The sequence below is a fragment of the Sphaerisporangium sp. NPDC051011 genome, assembly GCF_040653595.1.
Lineage (GTDB): Bacteria > Actinomycetota > Actinomycetes > Streptosporangiales > Streptosporangiaceae > Sphaerisporangium.
This window is the reverse complement of the sequence record NZ_JBFAGG010000004.1, coordinates 489,582-509,250: the sequence shown is the minus strand read 5'-3', so window position 1 is coordinate 509,250 and position 19,669 is coordinate 489,582. Positions and strand designations below refer to the sequence as shown.

At 72.0% G+C, this 19,669-nt stretch carries 17 protein-coding genes and 1 riboswitch; of the genes, 10 read left to right on the top strand and 7 right to left on the bottom strand.

The features are described from left to right. Positions 1 to 69: 69 nt before the first annotated feature. The 6 genes from AB0H21_RS12375 (at position 70) to AB0H21_RS12350 (ending at position 9,423) form a co-directional block, all read left to right on the top strand. Positions 70 to 3,114, top strand: a complete 3,045-nt coding sequence (locus AB0H21_RS12375; RefSeq protein ID WP_358515133.1) for a BTAD domain-containing putative transcriptional regulator — start codon at positions 70 to 72, stop codon at positions 3,112 to 3,114. Between the two features lie 771 nt (positions 3,115 to 3,885). Beyond that, complete coding sequence (locus AB0H21_RS12370; protein WP_358515130.1) at positions 3,886 to 4,629, top strand: 4'-phosphopantetheinyl transferase superfamily protein; 744 nt, start codon at positions 3,886 to 3,888, stop codon at positions 4,627 to 4,629. 91 nt (positions 4,630 to 4,720) lie between these two features. Next, positions 4,721 to 5,350 (top strand): alpha-ketoglutarate-dependent dioxygenase AlkB, encoded by a 630-nt coding sequence (locus AB0H21_RS12365; protein WP_358515127.1) that lies wholly within the window; start codon positions 4,721 to 4,723, stop codon positions 5,348 to 5,350. Between the two features lie 316 nt (positions 5,351 to 5,666). Continuing rightward, a complete protein-coding gene (locus AB0H21_RS12360; RefSeq protein ID WP_358515125.1) occupies positions 5,667 to 6,842 on the top strand; it encodes a glycerophosphodiester phosphodiesterase family protein in 1,176 nt (391 codons plus the stop codon). Positions 6,843 to 6,942: 100 nt separating this feature from the next. Then, a complete protein-coding gene (locus AB0H21_RS12355) occupies positions 6,943 to 7,722 on the top strand; it encodes a maleylpyruvate isomerase family mycothiol-dependent enzyme (protein WP_358515122.1) in 780 nt (259 codons plus the stop codon). Positions 7,723 to 8,078: 356 nt separating this feature from the next. Continuing rightward, positions 8,079 to 8,155, top strand: a riboswitch (cobalamin riboswitch). Positions 8,156 to 8,310: 155 nt separating this feature from the next. Continuing rightward, positions 8,311 to 9,423, top strand: coding sequence for a hypothetical protein (locus AB0H21_RS12350; protein WP_358515119.1), 1,113 nt, complete (start codon positions 8,311 to 8,313; stop codon positions 9,421 to 9,423). A 413-nt stretch (positions 9,424 to 9,836) separates the two neighbouring features. Here AB0H21_RS12350 and AB0H21_RS12345 read toward each other — a convergent pair whose 3' ends face one another. Beyond that, on the bottom strand, positions 9,837 to 10,505 hold the full coding sequence (locus AB0H21_RS12345; protein ID WP_358515117.1) for a response regulator transcription factor: 669 nt from the start codon (positions 10,503 to 10,505) through the stop codon (positions 9,837 to 9,839). Beyond that, complete coding sequence (locus AB0H21_RS12340) at positions 10,502 to 11,713, bottom strand: histidine kinase (RefSeq protein ID WP_358515114.1); 1,212 nt, start codon at positions 11,711 to 11,713, stop codon at positions 10,502 to 10,504. The genes AB0H21_RS12345 and AB0H21_RS12340 overlap by 4 nt, the downstream gene beginning before the upstream one ends. A gap of 160 nt (positions 11,714 to 11,873) precedes the next feature. On the opposite strand from AB0H21_RS12340, the gene AB0H21_RS12335 reads away from it, so the two are divergent. Together AB0H21_RS12335 and AB0H21_RS12330 are read left to right on the top strand one after the other, a co-directional pair. Further along, entirely contained in the window at positions 11,874 to 13,160 is a 1,287-nt protein-coding gene (locus AB0H21_RS12335; protein ID WP_358515111.1) for a lipase, read from the top strand. Between the two features lie 310 nt (positions 13,161 to 13,470). Continuing rightward, positions 13,471 to 14,004 carry a hypothetical protein gene (locus AB0H21_RS12330; RefSeq protein WP_358515109.1) on the top strand — a complete coding sequence of 178 codons (534 nt, stop codon included), beginning with the start codon at positions 13,471 to 13,473 and terminating at the stop codon, positions 14,002 to 14,004. A 51-nt stretch (positions 14,005 to 14,055) separates the two neighbouring features. On the opposite strand, the gene AB0H21_RS12325 is transcribed toward AB0H21_RS12330, so the two are convergent. Together AB0H21_RS12325 and AB0H21_RS12320 are read right to left on the bottom strand one after the other, a co-directional pair. After that, positions 14,056 to 14,697 carry a LysE family translocator gene (locus AB0H21_RS12325; RefSeq protein ID WP_358515107.1) on the bottom strand — a complete coding sequence of 214 codons (642 nt, stop codon included), beginning with the start codon at positions 14,695 to 14,697 and terminating at the stop codon, positions 14,056 to 14,058. Between the two features lie 43 nt (positions 14,698 to 14,740). Further along, complete coding sequence (locus AB0H21_RS12320; RefSeq protein WP_358515104.1) at positions 14,741 to 15,277, bottom strand: hypothetical protein; 537 nt, start codon at positions 15,275 to 15,277, stop codon at positions 14,741 to 14,743. A gap of 176 nt (positions 15,278 to 15,453) precedes the next feature. Between AB0H21_RS12320 and AB0H21_RS12315 the strand changes: the two genes are divergently transcribed. Then, the gene (locus AB0H21_RS12315; RefSeq protein ID WP_358515101.1) at positions 15,454 to 16,401 is read left to right on the top strand and encodes a PfkB family carbohydrate kinase; all 948 of its coding nucleotides are present in this window, start codon (positions 15,454 to 15,456) and stop codon (positions 16,399 to 16,401) included. A 7-nt stretch (positions 16,402 to 16,408) separates the two neighbouring features. Here AB0H21_RS12315 and AB0H21_RS12310 read toward each other — a convergent pair whose 3' ends face one another. Beyond that, positions 16,409 to 16,891 (bottom strand): helix-turn-helix domain-containing protein, encoded by a 483-nt coding sequence (locus tag AB0H21_RS12310; RefSeq protein ID WP_358515098.1) that lies wholly within the window; start codon positions 16,889 to 16,891, stop codon positions 16,409 to 16,411. A gap of 119 nt (positions 16,892 to 17,010) precedes the next feature. Here AB0H21_RS12310 and AB0H21_RS12305 point away from each other — a divergent pair, with 119 nt between their 5' ends. Continuing rightward, positions 17,011 to 17,868, top strand: coding sequence for an SDR family oxidoreductase (locus AB0H21_RS12305; protein ID WP_358515095.1), 858 nt, complete (start codon positions 17,011 to 17,013; stop codon positions 17,866 to 17,868). Positions 17,869 to 17,904: 36 nt separating this feature from the next. Here the strand turns inward: AB0H21_RS12305 and AB0H21_RS12300 are convergent, their stop codons facing one another. Together AB0H21_RS12300 and AB0H21_RS12295 are read right to left on the bottom strand one after the other, a co-directional pair. Continuing rightward, entirely contained in the window at positions 17,905 to 18,729 is an 825-nt protein-coding gene (locus AB0H21_RS12300; protein ID WP_358515092.1) for a carbohydrate ABC transporter permease, read from the bottom strand. Next, a complete protein-coding gene (locus AB0H21_RS12295; protein ID WP_358515089.1) occupies positions 18,719 to 19,669 on the bottom strand; it encodes a sugar ABC transporter permease in 951 nt (316 codons plus the stop codon). The genes AB0H21_RS12300 and AB0H21_RS12295 overlap by 11 nt, the downstream gene beginning before the upstream one ends.

The window sequence follows — 19,669 nt, the reverse complement described above, 5'->3', positions numbered from 1 at the left end:
TGCCCCAGTAGGCCTGAGAGCGTGAAGACTTCGGGTGGGTCCGTAGGTTTTCTGGCAAGGAGTAAGCAGGTGGAGTTCCGCATTCTGGGACCACTTGAGGTGTTCGCGGGCACGGAACGGCTCGATATCGGAGGGACGCGGCAGAGGATCACCCTGGCCAACCTCCTGCTGGACGCCAACCGGGTGGTCACCGTCGACCGCCTCGCGGAGGCCATCTACGGTGACGACCTGCCGCCGACGTCACGGGCCCAGGTCCAGATCTGCATCTCGTCCCTGAGGCGGCTGTTCGCCGCCAACGGTGATCCGGACATCATCTCCACCCAGTCGCGCGGCTACACCATCCGCGTGGACGAGGGCCGACTGGACATGCGGCGGTTCGAGGAACTGACCTCCCGCGCCCGCCGCGCCCGGGAGGCCGGCGCCGCGGACGAGGCCGTCAACCACTACCGCGAGGCCCTGGCCCTGTGGCGCGGGGAGGCCCTGGAGGGCATCGACAGCAGGCCGGTGCAGGCGGCGGCGAGCCGGCTGAACGAGGAGCGCATCCTCACCAACGAGGACTGCGTCCAGCTGGAACTCGACCTCGGCCGGCACCAGCAGCTCGTCGGCGAGCTCACCCGGCTCGTGGAGGGGTACCCGCTGCGTGAGCGCCTGCGCGGCCAGCTCATGCTCGCCCTCTACCGCTCCGGCCGCAGGGCCGAGGCGCTCCAGGTGTACCGGCTGGCCCGCGAGACGATGATCGAGGAACTCGGCATCGAGCCCAACGAGCAGCTCCAGCGCCTGGAACAGGCGATCCTCACCGCCGACGACAGCCTGGACGCGCCCGCCGAGGTCACCAGCGTCCCCGCCGAACCGCCCCCCGCACCGTCCTTCCCGGTGCCGGGCCTGCTGCCGAACGCCATCGCCGACTTCACCGGCCGCGCCAAGCAGGTCGACGCCATCCAGCGCGAGCTGGCCCTCGCCTTCGAGGACCCCTCCCGATTCGCCGTCCCGGTCATCGTCATCGCGGGCAAGGCCGGCATCGGCAAGACCACCGTCGCCGTGCACGCCGCGCACGCCGTCGCCGACCGCTTCCCGTTCGGCCAGCTCTTCGCCGACCTGCACGGGGGTGCCTCCCGGCAGGTCAGCCCGATGCACGTGCTGGAGCGGTTCCTGCGCGCGCTCGGCGTCCCTGGCAACTCCATCCCGGACGGGCTGGAGGAGCGCGCCGAGATGTACCGCGCGCTGCTCGCCGACCGCAGGACCCTCATCGTCCTGGACGACGCCGCCGGCGAGAGCCACGTCCTGCCGCTGCTTCCGGGCACCCGCAGTTCCGCGGTCGTCATCACCAGCCGCAGCCGCCTGGCGGGGCTGGCGGGCGCCATCCACATCGACATGGACATCTTCGACACCGACCAGTCGATCGAGCTGCTCGGGCGCATCGCCGGCACCACCCGCGTACGGTCGGAGCCCGAGGCCGCGAGGGCGCTGGCCGAACTGTGCGGGCAGCTGCCGCTCGCGCTGCGCATCGCCGGGGCCCGGCTGTCGGCCCGCCCGCACTGGCGCATCGAGCAACTCGTCAGCCGCCTGGAGGACGAGACCCGGCGGCTCGACGAGCTCAACCACGGCGAGATGGGCATCCGGGCGAGCATCTCGCTGACCTACGAGAGCGTCGGCGAGGAGGCCAGGCGCCTTTTCCGGCGGCTGGCGATCCTCGACACCGGCACGTTCTCGGCGTGGAACGGCGCCGCCCTGCTGGACCGCTCCTACGACCAGACGGCCGACCTGTTCGACGAGCTGTCCGACGCGCAGCTCATCGACACAGCGGGCGGCAACGGCGTGCACGGCATGTACCGCTTCCACGACCTGATCCGGGTGTTCGCCCGCGAGCGCCTGGCGGCCGAGGAGACGCCCGCCGAACGCAAGGCCGCCCTGGAGCGCGTGCTGCGGGCGCTGCTGTTCCTCGCCGAGGCCGCCCACCGCCGCGAGTACGGCGGCGACTACGTGCAGATCCACAGCGACGCCCCGCGCTGGCCGCTGCCCCCGCGCCTGGTCGCCGCGCTGGTCACCGAACCGCTCCCCTGGTACGAGCGGGAGCGCCAGCTGCTGGTGTCCGGGATCCGCCAGGCGGCGCAGGCCGGGTTCGCCGACCTGTGCTGGGATCTGGCGATCAGCGCCGTGACGCTGTTCGAGTCGCGCGCCTACCTCGACGACTGGCGCGAGACCCACGAGACCGCGCTCGCCGCCGCCCGCCACGCGGGCAGCGTCCGGGGGCAGGCCGCGATGCTGTACTCGCGGGGGTCCCTCCACATCACCGAGAAGCGGTTCCCCGAGGCGCGCCGCGACTTCGACGAGGCGATCAGCCTCTTCACCGACATCGGCGACGACCAGGGCACCGCGCTGGTGCTGCGCAACATCGCCTTCCTGGAGAGGATGAGCGGCCACTTCGAGGAGGCGGCGGCCCACTACGAGCGCGCGCTGGCCATGTTCGCCGGCATGGGCGACCAGGTGGCCTCGGCGTACGTGCTGCACAACCTGGCGCAGCTCCGCCTGGAGACCGGCGACCCGGAGGGGGCCAGCAACCTGCTGTCCGAGGCGCTGGCGCTGAGCCGCGAGGGCGGCAGCAGGAGGGTCGAGGCCCAGGTGCTGCACCGGATGGGCGACACCTACCTCGCCTGGCAGGAACCGGCCTTGGCCGCGGAGATCTTCGAGACGGCCCTCACGATGGTGCGGACGATCGGCGACCCCATCGGGGAGGCGTACAGCTTGAACGGGCTCGGCCTGGCCCGGCTGCGGCGGGGCGAGACGGCCCGCGCGGACGAGGCGCTGCGCCATGCGGTGCGGCTGGCCCGGTCCACCGGCGACCGGCTCGCCGAGGCCCGTTCCCTGCTCGGGCTGGGCGAGCTCGCCATGGCCTGCGACGACGCCGAGCACGCCGTCGTCCACCTCGAGCAGGCGCTCACCCTGTTCCGGTCGATGCACGCGCCGGCGTGGGAGGCACGGGCCACGTCCATGCTGGAGAGGGCCGGTGCCGCGCGGTGCGGGGGCGACGAGGGGGAGGCGCCGGCGGGGGACGGCCCGGCCGCCGGGGTGCGCCACGGGGAGCGCATGGGCGAGTCGGGCGAGCTCGTCGGCTGAGGAAGGCAGGGAAGGCGGGGAAGGCGGGGACGCCCGCTGACGAAGACGGGCTCCCCGGCCGAGAAGGGCGGCGGCGCGGCTCCGGTCACCCGTTCGGGTGCGTACGACACGCGGATACCGCTTTTCCAGACAATGCGGACGAGCAGCAGGTCCGCGCGGTAGGATGCGGGCACGCCGCGGCGCAGCCGGGGGGACGCCCGCGGCGATTACCCCGCGCCGCCGTCTAAATCGCGCGGGCGGCACGGTTCCCCGGCCGGCGGGTCCGCCCGGCCGCCATTCGGTCTCGATTTCATTCCGGGCCTTTGTCTCATGGAATACCTGATATACGATGCGCACGCATCTCGCAGAGAGCCCTTTCCGTGGCGGGCCGAATGCCGGACGGCACGCAAAGGCCCGCACATCGGACGAAGGCCCAGGTCACGGCCATTCGCCGAGGGAAACCGAAACGGCGGCGAGCCTCTCGGGAGCGACGGAATTCCCGCCGCCGATCCCCTGCGAGAACCCTTACCCACCGCCCGCGCCGCCCTGGCGGGACGTGATCGCGCACCCCAAGAAACACCGGTATTGATTTCCGCTGGAACTTCCGCGTCGATACGCTGGGAACGTGAACGCTACCCATGTGAGCATTCAAAGGTCCCCGGGGGCCGCCATTCTCCCTTTGCGTGTTTCCCGCGGCCGGGAGACCGCTGAGAGGCCGTCGCTCCGGCCGGGGTTCGGCGGCGTGCGCCAGGGCGATCCGCTCGGGCGGTTCTTCACGGGGTGCGAGATACCATGATCAAGTCTATTCTGCCGGACAGTGTCGTCGCCGTCGACGTGTTCACCGATCCGCCCGATCCGATTCTCTTCCCCGAGGAGGAGATGTCGATCGCGCACGCGGACGAGGTCCGGCGCAAGGAGTTCAGCACCGTACGGGTGTGCGCGCACGACGCGATGCGCAAGCTCGGCATGCGGCCGAGCCCGGTGCTGCCCGGCCTGCGGGGCGAGCCCCAGTGGCCGCCGGGCGTCGTGGGCAGCATGACGCACTGCACCGGCTACCGGGCCGCCGTGGTCGGCGTCTCGGCGAAGGTGACCACCATCGGCATCGACGCCGAGCCCAACGAGCCCCTCGTGGGCGGCGTCCTCGCGGCCATCTCGCTGCCCGAGGAGCGTGAGAGCCTCGCCAAGCTCGCCGCCCGCCATCCCCGCGTCCACTGGGACCGGTTGCTGTTCTGCGCAAAGGAGGCCGTGTACAAGGCCTGGTTCCCGCTGACGAAGCGGTGGCTGGACTTCGAGGACATCATGATCAACATCGACCCGCTGCACGGCAACTTCTCGGCGTGGCTGCGCGTGACCGGCCCCCGGGTGCGCGGCCAGCGGCTGACGGCCTTCTCGGGGCGCTGGTCGGCCGAGGGCGGCCTGATCATGACGGCCATCGTGGTTCCCAGCCCCGGACGCGGCGGGCCCGCGCGGCACGGCGCCGAGCGGCCCGCGGCCCACGCGCGCCACCCGCAGACGACGGGCGTGGGCGGGCGCTGAGCGCGGCCCGCCACGCCCTCGCCCGGCCGCCCGCCACGCGACTGGGGCGTTGATCGAATGTGTGTTTGAATACATACCGTATGCTGGGCTTATGACCGCACCATTCCAGGCCTCGCTGCTGGACATGTGCGACGAGCCCGGCCCCGGCCCCCTCGGGCCGACGGTGAAGCGCACCCTGCTCGACCACGGCGCGTGGGTCGACGTCCGCCCGGGCTGGATCGCCGGCGCCGACGCGTTGTTCGCCCGGCTGGAGCGGGTCGTGCCGTGGCACGCCGAGCGGCGCCACATGTACGACCGCGTGGTCGACGTCCCCCGGCTGCTGAAGTTCTACGACGAGGACGAGCCCCTGCCCGACCCGGTGCTCGACCAGGCCCGTGACGCGCTCAACGCGCACTACGCGCGGGAGCTCGGCGAGCCGTTCCGCACCGCCGGGCTGTGCCTGTACCGCGACGGGCGCGACAGCGTCGCCTGGCACGGCGACCGCATCGGGCGGGGCGCCGATGAGGACACGATGGTAGCGATCATCTCGGTCGGCGCGCCGCGCGCCCTGCTGCTGCGCCCGAACGGCGGCGGCCACGCGCTGCGTCACGACCTCGGCCACGGCGACCTGATCGTCATGGGCGGCAGTTGCCAGCGCACGTGGGAGCACGCCGTGCCCAAGTCCGCCCGGGCCATCGGCCCCCGCATCAGCGTCCAGTTCCGCCCGCGCGGGGTCCGCTGACCTCGGCCTCCTCAGCAGGACGGCTTCCGCGGCGTAGCCGCGCATCACCTCCTCGTAGGCGGCGAACCCCGCCCGGTGGTCTCCCCCGGCGGCGGCGAGCTCGCCCGCCAGGACGTACGCGCCGACCCGATTCCCACCCGCACGGACCCGATTTCGCCTGATATATCCGGACATAGCTGACCGGATGGCGGGTCCGGCGTACCGAACGGACACGCGACTGGACGGGCGTCTTCGTCGGACGTTTCCCCGAGGGTCACCCATGATCGGCAGGTTGGCGGATGCACCGAGATCCCGATCAGAACGGATGCGACTCACGATGATCAGATCCCGTACCCTGGCCACCGCCGCCGTCCTGGCCGGCCTGCTCGTCCCCGCCGCCCAGGGAGCGGCGCTCGCCGACCCCGCCACGCCCCCGACCGGCGTCCCGCAGGACGCCGCGCCCCTCGCCGGCGACCAAGGCGACCAGGGCCGGCAGGGCGAGCAGGGCGACCGGGACGAGCAGGGCGAGCAGGGCCGTCACGGCGGGCGTAAGCGGTTCGACCTCCAGGCGCACCGCGGCGGGCTCGGGCTCGTGGTGGAGAGCACGCTGGACTCCTTCGCCAACGGGCTGCGCGTCGGCGTCAGCACCCTCGAACTGGACATCCAGATCACCGAGGACGGCAGGGCCGTCGTCACCCACGACCGCAAGGTGGACGGCCGCAAGTGCCAGGACACCGGCCCCGTGACCCCGGGCGACCCGGAGTACCCCTACGTCGGCAAGTACATCAACACGCTCACCCTCGCGCAGGTCAGGACGCTGGACTGCGGGTCGAGGACGCTGCCGGACTTCCCCGCGCAGCGGCCCGCCCCCGGCGCGCGGATGCCACTGCTGAGCGAGGTGTTCGACCTGGTCAAGAAGTTCCGCGCGCACGACGTCAAGCTGAACGTCGAGACCAAGGTGGAGGCCGGGGCGCCCGCCGAGACCGCGCCGCGCGAGCAGTTCGTCCAGGTGGCCGTCAAGGAGATCAGGCGGGCCCACATCGAGCGTCAGGTCACCATCCAGAGCTTCGACTGGGGCGCGCTGATGCGGATGCGCCAGGTCGAGCCGCGTCTGCCGCTCGTCGCGCTGACCAACTACGACTTCCTGCAGACCGGGAAGCCGGGGGCCTCGCCGTGGCTCGGCGGCATCGACATCGACGACTTCGGCGGCGACCCGCTGAAGGCGATCAAGTCTTTCGGCGCCTCCGCGTTCTCGCCGGTGCACGGCTTCCCGCAGAACGGCAAGGTCACCGACCCCACGTACGTCCCCTACGTCACCAAGGCCATGGTCGACCAGGCCCACCGGATGGGCATCAAGGTCGTCCCGTGGACGATCGACGACGAGCCTACGATGAACAAGCTCATCGACGACGGCGTGGACGGCATCATCACCGACTACCCCGACCGACTGCGCGGGGTGCTCGCCGCCCGTGGTTACGAGCTGCCCCGGCAGTACCCTGGCCCGCGCCACTGATGACCCCGGAACGGCCGCGCGGCCCTGTCTCGCCGTCGCGGCCGGAAATATCCTCGAACCGACGCGCCCAGGGCGGGCGCGGCGAACGAGGAGCACCGACATGGCACCCCTGGGGCACGACCGGTACTGCGACGAGATCATCGACCAGAGCGGCATGCTCCGGGAACTGGTGAAGGGGTCCGAGCCGTCCGTGCCGGTGCCGACGTGCCTGGGCTGGACGCTCGCCTCGCTCGTCCGGCACATCGGGGGCAACCTGCGCACGGTCGGGACGGCCGTGCGCACCGGCACGCCGGTGAGCGACCCGGCCGCGCAGGTGGCCGGGCTCGCGGGGCCCGGGACCGACGACTGGGCCGAGCTGGACGCCTGGTTCTCCGAGGGCGCCGAGACCTACACCGCCGCCCTGCGCGCGGCGGGCCCGGACGCCGAGGCGACCGTGTGGGGGTTCCAGGGGAACACGACCTTCTGGGTCCGCCGCGCCGTGCACGACATCGTCGTCCACCGCGCCGACGTCGCCCTCGCGGTGGGCGGCGACTACGCCCTAGCGCCCGAGCTGGCCGCCGACGCGATCGACGAGCTGCTGGAGCTGTTCAAGGGCCAGCAGGCGGGCGGGATGCCGGCGCTTGCGGAGCTGCGCGGCTCCGGGGAGACCATCGGGCTGAAGGCCACGGACGCGGACGCCGCCTGGCTGATCGAGCTGGGCGCGGACGGCTTCACCTTCGGCCGCGCCGGCGGCGGGGAGGCCACCGTCACGGTGCTCGGCCCGCTCACCGACGTCCTGCTCACCCTCTACCGCCGTCTGCCCGCCGCCGGCGGCCGGGTGAAGGTCGTCGGTGACTCCGCGCTGCTGGACTTCTGGCTCACCCGCGCGTCCCTGAGCTGACGCCCCCGCCTCCGCGTCCGGTCACACCGCCCCCCGCGTCCGGTCCCGGCCCGCCTCCGCGTCCGGTCATATCGAGCCGGACGGGGATCCAGGGAGGGCGACCGGACCGGGCAGGCCGATGGTGCCCCGCGCTTACGCTTCGCGTCGAGCTGGGCGAGGGCTGACCTGGTGTCCGGGGCTCACAACCGCCGCCCCTTCCGGTTGAGATGAGTGCCGTCAGAGACGAACAGCTCCGGATGGAACCGCCCTCACAGCCCAAGACTGGACGCGCCAGGCGTTACCGGCCGGATCCGCACTGGACGATCACCTCCCGTACGCCTTACGCTGCCGATGACAATCTCCATACGCGTCCTGGCAGGGGGAAGCCGGTCCGAACCCGGCGCTGACCCGCAACCGTAGACGGCCCGAACCAGGGCCGTGAGCCGGAATGCCCTGCCGGGGTGCCGTCGACTCTCACTGTCGTGGTCTACAGGACGGAGTCCGGATCGCCAGGTCCGCACCCCCTGCTCACGCGCCTCCGGCGCGGGTGGGGTTCGGTGTGCCCGGCGGATCCACGGCGGCATTCGCGATCAAGCGAAAGGCCCTTCCATGCGCATCGCCGTCAGGCGCCTGCTCATCCCCCTGGCCGCCGGAGCCGTCGTGCTCACCGGCCTCACCGCCCCCGCCCAGGCCGCGTCGCCCGCGAGCGTCCACGCTGCGGAGTGGCAGGCCTCCCAGCTCGACGCCCAAGGCGGGATCTACAACGACCAGTACGGCTTCACCGACTGGGGCCTCACCGTCGACACGGTGATCGCCCTCAAGGCGACCGGCGCCGAGCCCCAGATCGCCGCGAAGGCGACCGCCTACGTCGCCGCCCACGTCCGCTCCTACAACAGCTACGACGACTGGGGCCAGCCCGGCGTCCGAGTGTCCGGCGCCACCGGCAAACTCCTCTACCTCGCCGTCGCCACCGGCTCCAACCCGCAGAACTTCGGCGGCTACGACCTGCGAGCCGAATCCCTCGCCCTGATGACCACCACGCCCGGCCCCGACCAGGGCCGCTTCCAGGACCAAGGCGACGCCGACTACAGCAACACCTTCGGCCAATCCTTCAACGTCCTCGGCCTGGCCCGCTCCGGCGGCGTCCCCTTAGACGCCGTCAGCTTCCTGATCAAGCAGCAGTGCGCCGTCGGCGGCTTCCGCCTCTATCCGGACGCCACCACCTGCGACCAGGCCACGAACCCGGTCCTCGACCCCGACTCCACCGCCCTGGCCGTCCAGGCTCTCATCGCTGCCGACCGCTCCGGCAACACAGCCGCCGGCAAGGCCGCCCGCAAGGGAGCCCTCTGGCTCAAACAGCAGCAAGACGCCAGCGGCTCCTTCAACGGCTCCGGCCCCACCGCCGCCCCCAACACCAACAGCACCGGCCTCGCCGGCCAGGCCCTCCGCGCCGTCGCCGACTCCGGCCTGGTCGACACCGCCCGCGCCTCCCGCCTCCGCACCGCCGCGACCAAAGCCGCCACCTGGATCCGCACCCTCCAACTGACCAGCACCAACGCCGGAGCCGCCACCAGCGACACCGGCGCCATCGCCTACAACCAGACCGCCCTCACCGACGCCCAGCAGAACGGCGTCACCCCGACCACCCGCGACCAATGGCGCCGAGCCACCCCCCAAGCCCTCCTCCCTCTCGCCCGCATAGGCCTCGCCGACATCGGCTAGAAAGCGAGAATCCGCAGCTCCGGTGGATGCGATCCGTTCACAACTGCCAGATGGCGTACGCCCACCCCTGCGTTGATCATGGTAATCGTTCCGGTGTCGGGTGATCGTTTCCGCCGGGACGGCGGCGTTGGAACCAACGGCGAGCCAACATCGGGAACAAACGACACGAAATGGGACGGTTAATCGAGAAGGAGGGCCGGGTCGCCCGACCCTCCTCTCACACCACCGTTCAAAACAGGGTGTCGCGCACCCGCAGCGGCCGGTGCCCTGTGGGGCCGAGATGTGAACCAGCCGATTGAGGACCGCCACGACGTGGCGGTGATCACGGGCGCGGGCGGCTTGGGAGTGGCGGTCGCCCGCCGCCTCGGCGATGGCCCGCATGTTGGAGTGCGGGACGGGGTCGGGTGGGGCGGTCAGAGGTCGGGGGTGGCGGGGCGGATGAGGCCGCTTTCGTAGGCGAAGACCACCACCTGGGCGCGATCACGCAGCCCGAGCTTGACCAGCACGCGGCTCAGATGCGTCTTGACCGTCGCCTCGGCCAGATGCAACGCCGCGGCCACCTCCGCATTGGACAGCCCGCGCGCCACCTGCACCAGCACCTCGTGCTCGCGCGCGGTCAGCCGCGCCAGCCGTTCGTCCCGCTCGGCGGGCCCCGGCGTCATCTGCGGCGCGAACCTCTCCAGCACGCGGCGGGTGACGCGCGGCGACAACGCCGCCTCTCCCGCCGCGACGCTGCGGATCGCGCTCAGCAGCTCCTGTGGTCGCGTGTTCTTCGGCAGGAACCCGGCCGCTCCGGCCTTCAGCCCGGCGAAGGCGTACTCGTCCAGATCGAAGGTGGTCAGGATGAGCACCCGCGAGCGCGGGCTGTCGCGGACGATCCGGCGGGTGGCCTCGATGCCGTCCAGGCCGGGCATGCGCACGTCCATCAGCACCACGTCCGGACGCAGGTGCCGCGCCAGCCTGGCCGCCTGCTCACCGTCGTCCGCTTCCCCGGCCACCTCCATGTCCGGCTCTGCCTCGAAGACCATGCGAAAGGCCATCCGCAGCAGCGACTCGTCGTCGGCGATCAGCAGCCGGATCATCGTGGCGCTCCCAGGTCCAGCACGGCCAGCACCCGCCATCCGCCGCCCGTCACCGGCCCGGCGTCCAGGGTCCCGCCGTACGCGGCCACCCGTTCCCGCATGGCCGCGATCCCGCGTCCATCGCCCCGGAGCCCGGAGCGGGGCCCGGACACCTGGGTCTCGGCGTCGAGGGGCCCGGGGGCGCCAAGCACGACCGGGTCGCGAACGTCGGTGACCTCCACCTCGGCACGACCCGACGATACGTCGACCCGCACATCGGCGCGAGCCCCGGGCGCGTGCCGCAGCGTGTTCGTCAGCGCCTCCTGAACCAGCCGGTAGATCGTCAGCTGGGCGGCGGCGGGAACCGCCTCGGTGTCACCGGCCACCCGGACACACGTCGCCAGCCCGGCCGCGCGCATCCGCTCGGCCAGCGGACCGAGCTCGGCGATCCCTGGCGCAGGCTGAAGCATCTCGTCGAGGCGGTCCTGGCCCGAGGTGGCGCGGCCGCCGCCGGTGCTCAGGGAGCGGCGCATGTCCTGCAGGGCTTGGCGTCCCGTCGCGGCGATGTGCTCCATCGCCGCCGCGGCCCGATCCGGCGCGCTGTGGCGGACGTAGGCGGCGCTGTCGGCCAGCGCCACCATCACCGACAGGTTGTGGGTGACGATGTCGTGCATGTCGCGGGTCATCCGCGCGCGTTCCTGGGCGACGGCCAGCCGTGCCCGCTGCTCGCGGTCGCGTTCCAAGAAGGTCACGTAAGCCCGCCGTACCCGCATCCACAGGCCGGTCATGAGGGCGGCGGCCGCCATCGCGCTCAGCGCGCCCGCCGTGAGGGGGAACAGGCCGGGCGGCGCCCAGCGGGCGGCGGCCAGCAGCACCCCGGCCTGCAGCGCGAGCGCCGCCGTCAGGGTGTGGCGCCACGGGCGGCGCGCGGCGACCGTGTACAGGGCCACCAGGAGGGCGGCGTCGGCGGGAAGCTGCACGTCCAGCGCCCATTGGACGGCGGCGGCGAGGCCGATCGCGCCCAGGACCGTCATCGGGGCGCACCGTCTCCAGGCCAGCGGCGCCACCAGCGCCGTCTGCAGCGCGAGCAGCCATGGGGGGCCGGACAGCACCCGGCCGGGTCCGAGCGTGGCCAGGAACAGCGCGGCGGCCGGCAGCGCGTCGGCGGGCACGGTCGACCATCGGCTCATCGCGGTGAGGCGAGCCGCCAGACGGTCGGCTGGTTTCATGCACTTGACCCTAGTTGTGCTGCGGGTTCGCCCCCGCTCCTCCCTGGGGATGACCGTCATCCGAAAGTCGCATGCGCGCGTGCGACCTCCGCCGCTGGCCCGCGGGCGTGCCGGGCTGCCAGCCTCGTCGGACATCCTTTTCCGATTGAGGAGCTTTCGCATGTCCTTTGTCACGAAAAATACGGATCTGACCATTGGGGCCAGGGCCACCGGTTCGTCCGCCGTCTCCAAGAGCCCGGCATCCACCGTCTCGAAAGCCGCGGGCAAGGTCGCGGGGCTGGCCGTACTGGTGCTTGCGGTCTCCCTGCCCGCGGCCCGCGCCGACGCCGGGAGCCCGATCGGAGTGAACCTGCCCGCGCCCGGCGGCCCGTATCCGATCGGGACCGTGGCCATGCGGCTGGTCGACCGCTCGCGGCCCGATCCGCTGGTGGCGGCCAAGCCGTACCGGGAACTGATGATCAGCCTGTGGTACCCGGCAGTGGCGGGCGGCGGGCCGCTCGCGCCGCACATGGCGCCGCTGGCCGCCGCCGACTGGGATCGGCACTCGGCGCCGCCCCTGGGCATCGCCAAGGGCGCCGTCGCCTGGGCCGCCACGCGAACCCATGCCCGCGTGGGCGCGCCGGTCGAGCCGCGTGCGGGCAAGCTGCCGGTGGTGCTGTTCGGTTCGGGGGACGGCGGGCCGCGCACGCTGGGCACCACCCTGGTCGAGGACCTGGCCTCGCGCGGCTACCTGGTCGTCACCGTCGACCACACCTACGAGGCCGAGCAGGTGGAGTTTCCCGGCCGACGCCTGGTGCGCGCCCAGCCGCTGCCCGCGAAGCTGACGCCGAAGGTCATCGCCAAGCTGCTGGCCGAGCACACGCGGGCGCGCCTGGCCGACATGCGCCACGTCCTGGACCAGGTCACCGCCCTGGCCCACGGCCGCCCGATCGGCGGCAAGCTGCCCGAGGGGATGCTCGGCGCGCCCGACGCCTCGCGGGTGGGGGCGCTTGGACAGTCGCTGGGCGGGTCGGTCGCCGCGCAGCTGACCCGCGACGACGCCCGCGTGGACGCGGGCGTCAACCTCGACGGCGCCTATGTCGGCCCGGTGGCCACGCGCGGTGCGGCCAGGCCGTTCCTGCAACTGGCGGCCGAGACCCACACGCGTGACAGCGAGCCGAGCTGGAAGTCGTTCTGGCGGGCCTCGACCGGATGGAAGCGGGAACTGCGCTTCAAGGGCGCGGCCCACGGCTCGTTCACCGACCTGCAGCCGCTGCTGCCGCAGATCGCGGCCAAGCTCCCCACGGTGCCGCTCGCGGACTACGTGGGCACGATCGATCCCGGACGTTCGGTGGCGGCCCAGCGCGCCTACGTCGGGGCCTTCTTCGACCTGCACCTGCGGGGCAAGCCGACCCACCTGTTCGAAGGCCCCGACACGCGCTTCCCGGAGGTCTCCCTCATCCCCTGACCCCGTGGTCCCCGGCTCCCCGCTCACGCGGCCGGCTCCCCGGTCAGGCGCCCGTTCCTGAGGTGGACCTACCGTCCGGGGCGTAGGGACGTGGGGCCGGCGCGCATGATGGCGGCCAGCTCGATCTTCGGCGTCGTTCTTCCATACTGTGCATACCTCGCCTCTCGCGTGTGTCACCGCCGCGCCACGCCGAAAAGGGCATGACGACAGCGGGTCGAGAACGTGATCGGCGTGCGGCCGGTGATGTAACAGGGCCCGTGACCGCTGACGCGGCCGAAAAACATGGGCGGGGGCTGGAAAATCGCCTATCGTGACCATGGGCATCTCCGGCTTCAAGCCGACCTTTCTCGTCGGACTCGAAGCCGTCCGCGAGGGACACGGACCGGGTCTGGCCGCGCTTGGTGGGCGGCGTCTGACTGGGTTCGCGATCGTGCGTTTCGTCGAGAACGGGGAATGGTTCGCTGACTGCCCGGTCGTCTTCGACTTCGACGGCGTCCAAGCAGAGATCTGCCACTGGAAGCTCGATAAGCTTTCGATCAGCTGGAACACCATCGACATGTCGGCTGCGATCAGTGGCTGGGAGTGGTTCGAGCTAACGCCAGCGTGGTCCGGCGCCGACGAGCGGCTTGAGTCGTTCGTCGGCCAGGAACTCCGCGAAGTTGCTCTACTCGCATGGCGTCCATCAAGTCATGACCTGGCAGACGGCACCATCGCTGTGGAGTTCGTCTTCGATGCGGGCCGTTTCCACATCGTCAACGGTCTTGATGAGAACAGCATCGCTATCGGCGATGCCCATCCAGATTTCGTGCGGCACCGACTGGGCTGTTGCGCGCAGCCTGACTAGGTCAAACCGGAGTCTTCAGTCCCGGAGGCAGCCTGCGTAGACAGGGTCACACTAGGGCTTGCTCGTGAGAGCGAGGCGGACGGCCAGACCGATCAGCAAGGTTCCTGACATGTACTCCAGGTAACGGCGCACGACGGGCCGCTTGAAGAATCGCTCGGCCGCGCCGACCAGCCGGACGATCCCCAGATACCAGGCCAGGTCTATGAGGGCCGAGGCCACCGCCAGGAGCAGCAGCATCGGCAGCGCCGGGGCGCCTTCGGGCACGAACTGCGGCAGGAAGGACAGCGCGAACACGCCGGCCTTCGGATTGGCCAGGTTGGTCAGCAGCCCCGACCGGTAGCAGCTCCACAGCGAGGGCCTGCCGGGCGATGATGCGGCCAGGTCTTCGGGCGGATCGCCCTGGGCTTTGCGGCGTGCCTGCCACAACATCTTCGCGCCGAACCAGACGAGCACGATCGCGCCGACGATCCGCATGATGTCGAAGGCGATCTCGGAGGCGAGCAGCAGTGCGGACAGGCCGAAGGCGGCCGTCAGGCACCACACCAGCCAGCCGGTCTCGTTGCCCAGCACGGTCGCCACCCCCGCCGACCGGCCCGCCCGGACGGACTGTCGCAGGATCACCACGGTGGTGGGCCCGGGAATCATGGACACCAGCAGAGAAGCGATCGCAAAGGCGATCAGGCCACTCAGCATCGGTCTTCCCTCCTCAGAACATGCCCAACGACCCGACGTAACCTTAGACCCTCGCGCCCTCGGAATCGCCCGGGCCGATGCGGTGGATCTCGCTCATGGCCTCGGCCAGGGCGGCGCGGTCCACGTCCGCCATGCGCCCGCTCAGGCGGATGACGTGGCCCTCCCCCGCGGCGGCGTACTCGTGGCGGTCGCCACTGACGCGGTACCAGCCGAGCTCGTCGGCGTCGCACCCGACCGGCCCGGCGAGCCACTCGGCGTCGTGGACGGGACGCTCGGGGCACAGGGCGTCGCTGAAGTCGCCGCGCTCGACTCCGAACCAGACCTGCCGGCCGCCGGGCGCGGCGTAGTACGCCTGGAGGCCCTCCTCGCCGTACACGCTCATCGTCCGCTCGGCGAGCCTGTACCCGGGCAGGTTCACCACGAAGAGCAGATCGGGCGCGACGCCCTGCGCCCGCAGGTCGGCGATGCGTTCCGGGCCGACGACCTCCCCGCCGCCGCACCCCGCCGGCACGAGCAGGCCCAGCAGCCCGAGCAGGCCGAGCAGACCAGCCAGCACGACCGAAACCCTGCGTCGGATCACGGCGAAAACCTCCCTCCCGCCGCACCCCCGCCAAACCTCTTCCACCACCGGGCACTCCAGCCTTCTCGTCCCGCGCGCTCCGGGGAACGCACTGGAGGGGTGCGGGCCTGGTGTGGTTACGGTGAGACGTGACGTTCGCCCTCGAATGCGGGGGTCTCCACGCTCAAGGAGCTTCGATGACGTGCCGGGGGCTGTTCGCGGGGTTGTGCACGCTCGACCTGGTCCAGTCTGTGGACCGGATGCCGGCCGCGAACGAGAAGGTCACGGCGCTCGGGCAGACCGTCGCCGCGGGCGGGCCCGCGGCCAACGCGGCGGTCACGTTCGCGCACCTGGGCGGGGCAGCGACGCTGGTCAGCGCCGTGGGCGCCCACCCGCTGGCGCGGGGCGTCCTCGCCGACCTGGACGAGCACGGCGTACGGCTCACCGACCTGACGCCGGACGCCGCCGGGCCTCCCGCCATCTCGACCATCATGGTCACGCGCGGCACCGGCGACCGGGCGGTGGTGTCGGTCAACGGCTCAGGCGTGCGCGTCCAGCCGCCGCCCGGGCTGGCGGACCTGGTGGCGGCGCACCAGGTGGTGCACCTGGACGGCCACTACCCCGGCCTCGCCCTCGCGGCGGCGCGGCTGGCCCGCGAGCGGGGGCGGCTCACCGTCCTGGACGGCGGAAGCTGGAAGCCCGGCACCGCCGAACTGCTGCCGTACATCAACGTCGCGGTGGTCTCGGGCGACTTCCACCCGCCGGGCGCTCGCACGCCGCGCGAGGTCCTCGCCCGTCTCGCCGCCGCGGGCGTGCCCTGGACCGCCGTGACCCACGGGTCCGGCCCGGTCCTGTGGCGGGGCCGGGGCGAGGTGCGGTCGATTCCCGTCCCCCGCGTGGACGTCGTGGACACCCTGGGCGCGGGCGATGTCCTGCACGGCGCGCTGACCTTCGCCCTGTGCCGGGCTCTCGGGGAAGACCCCGGCGTCGGCCCGCTCACCGGTCCCGCCCCTGGTCCCGGCGGCCGTGGCTCCGCCACCGAGACCTTCACCGAGGATGCCTTCGCGGCCGCCCTGAGCTTCGCGATCCCCATCGCCTCGGCGGCCTGCGCGTCCTTCGGTACCCGCGCCTGGATGCGCGTCTGACGCGGGCTCAGCCGGCGTTCTTGGCGTCGTCGTGGGCGGCGCGGGACTTCAGGACCTCGGGCATCTCGCCCTCCAGCCAGTCGATGAGGTCGAGCAGGCGGCGGGCGGCCTCGCGGCCGAGCGGGGTGAGGCTGTACTCGACCTTGGGCGGGATGGTGGGCTGGGCGGCGCGGTGCACCATGCCGTCGCGCTCCAGGGCCTGGAGGGTCTGGGCGAGCATCTTCTCGCTGACGCCGTCCACGCGGCGGCGCAGCGCGTTGAAGCGGTAGGTGCCGTCGGCGAGCGCGGCCAGGGCGAGGATGCCCCAGCGACCGGTGATGTGCTCCATCGTCTCGCGGGAGGGGCACCCGCGGGCGAACACATCGAAGATGATCCGCCCGTGCTCGTCCGGCGCGCCCGCGTCGCCCGGGCCGTCCCCGGCGATCGCGTCCCGCTCGCCCTCGGTGACAGGCTCGCGCGCGTCCGAGGTCACCGTGCCCTGCTCGTTCATACGCCAAGCGTACGTTCTCAGCGCCACTTTCTTGAAGCACGTACCTACGAATCGGGTAGCACTTTCTGAAAGTTAGTACTAACCTACGGGCGAACCCACTTCTGAGGAGAACCGAAATCATGATCGTCGTCACCGCCGCCACCGGACAGCTCGGCCGGCTCGTCGTCGAAGGGCTGCTGGCCGCCGTCCCCGCCGACCAGATCGCGGTCGTCGTACGCGACCCGGGCAAGGCCGCCGACTTCGCGGAACGCGGGGTCCACGTCCGTGAGGCCGACTACGACCGGCCCGCCACGCTGGAGGGCGCCTTCGCCGCCGGGGACCGCGTGCTGCTCATCTCCAGCCCGGATGTGGGCGCGCGGCTGGACCAGCACAAGGCCGTCGTGGACGCCGCCGCCGCGGCCGGCGTCGCGCTGCTCGCCTACACCAGCCTGCTGCACGCCGACACCAGCCCGCTCGCGGTCGCCCCCGAACACCTGGCGACCGAGCTGTACATCCGCGCCTCGGGCGTCCCCTTCAGCTTGCTGCGCAATGGCTGGTACACCGAGAACTACGTGTCCGCGGCGCTGAACGGCGCCGAGCACGGCACGGTCGCGGGCAGCGCGGGCGAGGGCCGCGTCGCCGGGGCGACCCGCGCCGACTACGCCGCCGCCGCGGTGGCCGTGCTCACCGGCGAGGGCCACGAGAACAGCGTGTACGAGCTGTCGGGCGACACCGCGTGGAGCATGCCCGAGTTCGCCGCCGAGGTCTCCGCCCTGGCCGGGCGCCCGGTGACGTACCAGGACCTGCCGCAGGAGGAGTACGCCCGCGTCCTGGCCTCCGCCGGCCTGCCCGAGCCGGTGGCCGCCATGCTCGCCGCGATGGACGCCGACATCACCAAGGGGGTCCTCGCCGACACCCCGGGCACCCTGTCCAAGCTCATCGGCCGTCCCACGACGCCCCTCCACGAGACGCTCGCCCCGCTCTTCCCCGGCGACTGAGCGCGGGGTCCGGCGGGCCGGGCGAGCGCGGGCGGTTCAGTCGAGGGCGCCCAGGGTGATGCCCTCGATGATGTGGCGCTGGGCGGCCACGGCCACGAGCAGGACCGGGACGACGGTGACGAGCGACGCCGCCATGATCAGGTTGTACTGGGTCGTGAACTGGCTCTGGAAGACCGACAGGCCTTGGGACAGGACGGACATGTCCGTCGTGTTCACCACGATCAGAGGGAACAGGAAGTTGTTCCAGTTCTGGAGGAACAGGATGATGGCCAGCGCGGCGATCATCGGACGGGCCAGCGGGGCGTAGACGCTCAGGAACACCCGCGGCTCCGAGGCGCCGTCGAGGCGAGCGGCCTCGCCCAGCTCACGCGGGGTGCCGAGGAAGAACTGGCGGAACAGGAAGGCCCCGAGCGCGGAGGCGATGTTCGGGACGATCAGGCCCTGGTAGGTGTTCAGCCAGCCGAGGTCTCCGAGGAGCTGGGACATCGGGACGATGATCGCGCTGAACGGCACCATCAGGCCGCTCAGCGCGACGAGGAACAGCAGCCGCCTGCCGGGGAACTCCAGCAGGGCGAAGGCGTACCCGGCGAGCAGCCCGGTGGTGAGCTGCCCGGCGGTGGCGGCGACACCGAAGATCGCGGTGTTCAGGTACCAGCGGCCGAACGGCGCCTGGGACAACGCCTGGCCGATGTTGGACCACTGCGGCTCGGCCGGCCACAGCGGCGCGGCCGGGTTGACGATCTCGGCGTCGGTCTTGAGCGCGCTCACGGCCATCCAGAACAGCGGGAACGCCACGATCAGAACGGCGAGACCGAGGAGCAGGTACACCACCGCGCGGCGGGCGAGCAGGCTAGCGGGCACGGTCGGCCCGCCCTGCCAGCCAGAGCTGCGCCATGGTGACGAGCAGGGAGAGCAGGAACAAGGCGACCCCCATGGCGTTGGCCCGGCCGGTGTCGAACTGGACGAACCCCTCGTTGTAGACGTAGTAGAGGGCGGTCGAGGTCGCGCCGTCCGGGCCGCCCTGGGTGAGGACGTAGATCTGGGTGAAGGTCTGCAGGCCGGTGAGCGTGGTCACCACCCAGATCAGCAGGGTCTGGCGGTGCATCATGGGCCACTGGACGTGCCGGAACCGCCGCCAGGCCCCGGCGCCGTCCACGCTGGCCGCGTCGAGGACGTCCTGTGGCACGGACTTCAGCGCGGCGACGTAAAGGATCACGTTCTGCCCGAAGAACTGCCACGCGCCGAAGGTGAGGACGGCCAGCAGCGCGAGGCCCGGCGAGGACAGGAAGTCGGCCTGCGGCAGGTTCAGGGCGCCGAGCAGCCTGTTGACGAGCCCGAACCGCGGCGCGAACATGTTCGCCCAGATCAGCGCGGTGGCCACCACCGGCACGACCAGCGGGATGACGAACGGGGCCCGCAGCCGGGCCACGCCGGGCGCGCGGGAGTTGAGCAGCAGTCCCAGGCCGAGGCCCGCGCCCATCGTGAGCACGATGAACCCGGCCGTGTAGAGGCCGGTGACGCCGAGCGCGCGGCCGCCGCCCTCGGCCAGCATCGCCGTGTAGTTGTCCAGGCCGGCGAAGGTCGGCGCGAAGTCGAACACCCCGCCGCTGTAGAGGCTGCGCCACAGCAGCATCCCGAGCGGGACCAGCGAGAACAACACCGTGAGGACCACGGTCGGCGCCACGAACGCGTACCCGAGGACCCACGCGCCGCGCCGGCTCGGCCGCCGGACGGGGCCCGCGCCCTCCCCCTGAGGGGCGGCGCGGGTCCCGCGCGCGGTGTCGCGTCCGGTGCGCGTCAT

Coding starts and splice junctions, on each gene's coding strand:
- AB0H21_RS12345 (WP_358515117.1), bottom strand. CDS start 10,505: ATGATCCGGCTGCTGATCGCCGACGACGAGTCGCTGCTGCGGATGGCC.
- AB0H21_RS12365 (WP_358515127.1), top strand. CDS start 4,721: ATGACCGCACCATTCCAGGCCTCGCTGCTGGACATGTGCGACGAGCCC.
- AB0H21_RS12310 (WP_358515098.1), bottom strand. CDS start 16,891: ATGAACGAGCAGGGCACGGTGACCTCGGACGCGCGCGAGCCTGTCACC.
- AB0H21_RS12350 (WP_358515119.1), top strand. CDS start 8,311: ATGCGCATCGCCGTCAGGCGCCTGCTCATCCCCCTGGCCGCCGGAGCC.
- AB0H21_RS12295 (WP_358515089.1), bottom strand. CDS start 19,669: ATGACGCGCACCGGACGCGACACCGCGCGCGGGACCCGCGCCGCCCCT.
- AB0H21_RS12315 (WP_358515101.1), top strand. CDS start 15,454: ATGACGTGCCGGGGGCTGTTCGCGGGGTTGTGCACGCTCGACCTGGTC.
- AB0H21_RS12370 (WP_358515130.1), top strand. CDS start 3,886: ATGATCAAGTCTATTCTGCCGGACAGTGTCGTCGCCGTCGACGTGTTC.
- AB0H21_RS12335 (WP_358515111.1), top strand. CDS start 11,874: ATGTCCTTTGTCACGAAAAATACGGATCTGACCATTGGGGCCAGGGCC.
- AB0H21_RS12360 (WP_358515125.1), top strand. CDS start 5,667: ATGATCAGATCCCGTACCCTGGCCACCGCCGCCGTCCTGGCCGGCCTG.
- AB0H21_RS12355 (WP_358515122.1), top strand. CDS start 6,943: ATGGCACCCCTGGGGCACGACCGGTACTGCGACGAGATCATCGACCAG.
- AB0H21_RS12325 (WP_358515107.1), bottom strand. CDS start 14,697: ATGCTGAGTGGCCTGATCGCCTTTGCGATCGCTTCTCTGCTGGTGTCC.
- AB0H21_RS12305 (WP_358515095.1), top strand. CDS start 17,011: ATGATCGTCGTCACCGCCGCCACCGGACAGCTCGGCCGGCTCGTCGTC.
- AB0H21_RS12340 (WP_358515114.1), bottom strand. CDS start 11,713: ATGAAACCAGCCGACCGTCTGGCGGCTCGCCTCACCGCGATGAGCCGA.